This is a genomic window from Mesorhizobium sp. B2-4-12, assembly GCF_006441575.1.
In the GTDB taxonomy this organism is placed as follows: domain Bacteria; phylum Pseudomonadota; class Alphaproteobacteria; order Rhizobiales; family Rhizobiaceae; genus Mesorhizobium.
In genome coordinates this window covers 1-2,747 of record NZ_VFVC01000099.1, presented here as the reverse complement: position 1 = coordinate 2,747, position 2,747 = coordinate 1, and the positions used below count along the sequence as shown (strand labels likewise).

General features: G+C 66.3%; 2 protein-coding genes. Both read left to right on the top strand.

Annotated features, from left to right (window positions below):
* A partial coding sequence (locus FJ934_RS27795; protein ID WP_246671665.1) for a dihydrolipoamide acetyltransferase family protein occupies positions 1-992 on the top strand: 992 nt, incomplete at its 5' end.
* Between the two features lie 264 nt (positions 993-1,256).
* A complete protein-coding gene (gene lpdA / locus FJ934_RS27790; RefSeq protein WP_140613587.1) occupies positions 1,257-2,651 on the top strand; it encodes a dihydrolipoyl dehydrogenase in 1,395 nt (464 codons plus the stop codon).
* Positions 2,652-2,747: the final 96 nt, after the last annotated feature.

The window sequence follows — 2,747 nt, the reverse complement described above, 5'->3', positions numbered from 1 at the left end:
GGCGCGCGCTTTGCTTCGACCTTGGGAGCCGAGGCGCGTTCCCCTCCCCCTTGTGGGGAGGGGTTAGGGGTGGGGGTACTGCGACGGTGGGCGCCCCACGCCCTGAAGGCGAAAAGCCGTTGGCATCGCCGGCCGTTCGCCTGCGGGCGAAGGACGCCGGCATCGATCTCAGGCAGGTCGCGGGAAGCGGTCCGGCCGGACGCATCGGCCATGAGGACATCGAGGCGTTCCTGGCGCGCGGGCCGCAAATGGCCAAGGCATCGGGCCTTGCCCGCAACGATGCTGTCGAGGACATCAAGGTGGTCGGTCTGCGGCGCAAGATCGCCGAGAAGATGACGCTGTCCAAATCGCGCATCCCGCACATCACCTATGTCGAGGAGATCGACGTCACCGCGCTGGAAGAGCTGCGCACCGCGCTCAACAAGGAGAAGCGCCCTGCCAAGGCGGGCGCGGAAAGGCCCAAGCTGACGCTGCTCCCCTTCCTGATGCGGGCGATGGTCAAGGCGATAGCGGATCAGCCCCAGCTCAATTCGCTGTTCGACGACGAGGCCGGTATCATCCACCAGCATGGCGGCATCCATATCGGCATCGCCGCGCAGACGCCGTCCGGACTGGTGGTGCCGGTGGTCAAGCATGCCGAGGCGCGCGACATCTGGGAGTGCGGCGCCGAGGTCGCCAGGCTGGCCGAGGCGGCGAAGTCCGGCACGGCGACACGCGACGAGCTGTCCGGCTCGACCATAACCATCACCTCGCTCGGCGCCATGGGCGGTGTCGCGACGACGCCGGTCATCAATCACCCCGAGGTGGCGATCATCGGCGTCAACAAGATGATGGTGCGGCCGGTATGGGACGGCGCCCAGTTCATCCCGCGCAAGATGATGAACCTGTCGTCCAGCTTCGACCATCGCGTCATCGACGGCTGGGACGCGGCCGTCTTCATCCAGCGCATCAAGACGCTGCTGGAAACGCCGGCGCTGATCTTCGTGGATTAGGTTTATGAATACGGACGCTGCCCCCTTACCTTCGTCATCCTCGGGCTTGACCCGAGGATCCATGCCGCGACCTCGGCCGGGGCGCGCAGCAGAACAGAATTCCGGACCGTTGCAACGCCTTAACGTGACGGCATGGATCCCGGGGTCTACGCGCGTCGCTACGCTCCTTGCTCCGCCCCAGGATGACGAAGGTACGAACGCCTCCGCCGATCTCCAACATGAGCGATGCGGTCCCGAGGCACCGCGACCAAGCGAGGTGCCAAGATGAAAGAAATCTCCTGCAAGCTCCTCGTCATCGGCGCCGGTCCGGGCGGCTATGTCTGCGCCATCCGCGCCGGGCAGCTCGGCGTCGATACGGTCATCGTCGAGGTGGGCAAGCCGGGTGGCACCTGCCTCAATGTTGGCTGTATTCCTTCCAAGGCGCTGATCCATGCGGCGGAAGAGTTCGAGAAGGTGGCGCACATGGCCGGCTGCGACAGCCCGCTCGGCATCTCGGTCACCGTCCCGGTGCTCGATCTTGCCAGAACCGTCGCGTGGAAGGACGGCATCGTCAGCCGGCTCAACAGTGGCGTTGCCGGCCTGCTGAAGAAGGCCGGGGTCAAGACCGTGCATGGCTGGGCGACGTTCCGCGACGGCAAGACCGTCGAGGTCGAGACCGAGACGGGCATGCAGGTGATCCGGGCCGAGATGATAGTGATTGCCACCGGCTCGGCACCGGTCGAGTTGCCGTTCCTGCCGTTCGGCGGACCCGTCATTTCGTCGACGGACGCGTTGGCGCTGGGCGAGGTGCCCAAGAGGCTCGTGGTCGTCGGTGGCGGCTATATCGGCCTGGAACTCGGCATGGCCTTCGCCAAGATGGGCGCCAAGGTGACCGTGGTCGAGGCCTTGCCACGCGTGCTGGCGCAGTACGATGCCGAACTGACCCGGCCGGTGGTCAAGCGGCTTTCCGCGCTTGGCATCGAGGTGATGACCGGCGCCAAGGCCAAGGGCCTGTCAACGAAGGGTGACGCCCTGCTGATCGAGACATCGGACGGCAAGAATGCCAAGATCGCGGCGGACAAGATCCTGGTGACGGTCGGCCGCAAGCCGGTGACCGAAGGCTGGGGGCTCGAGCAGATCGACCTCGACAAAGCGGGCAGGTTCATCCGCATCGACGACCAGTTCCGCACCTCGATGCGCGGCATCTTCGCCATCGGCGACGTCACCGGCGAGCCGATGCTGGCGCACCGGGCGATGGCGCAAGGCGAAATGGTCGCCGAGATCGCCGCTGGCCACAAGCGCAGCTGGGACAAGCGCTCGATCCCGGCCGTCTGCTTCACCGATCCGGAGCTGGTGACGGCCGGACTGTCGCCTGAAGAGGCCAAGGCCCGAGGCGAGATCAAGATCGGCGTGTTCCCGTTCGCCGCCAACGGACGGGCGATGACCAAGCTTGGCGAAGATGGCTTTGTTCGCGTCGTCGCCCGCGCCGACAACCATCTGGTGCTCGGCATCCAGGCGGTCGGGCAGGGCGTCTCGGAACTGTCGACGGCCTTTGGGCTGGCGCTGGAGATGGGCGCGCGGCTCGAGGATATCGCCGGAACGATCCATTCCCACCCGACGCTAGGCGAGGGCTTCCAGGAAGCCGCGCTGAAGGCGCTGGGACACGCGCTGCATATTTGAGAGTTGACCCTCCCCCTTGTGGGGAGGGTCATCCGTGAAGCGGAGCGGGGTGGGGGTCTCGTAGGGCGCACCCCCACCCCGTCCCGCAATCTCCGC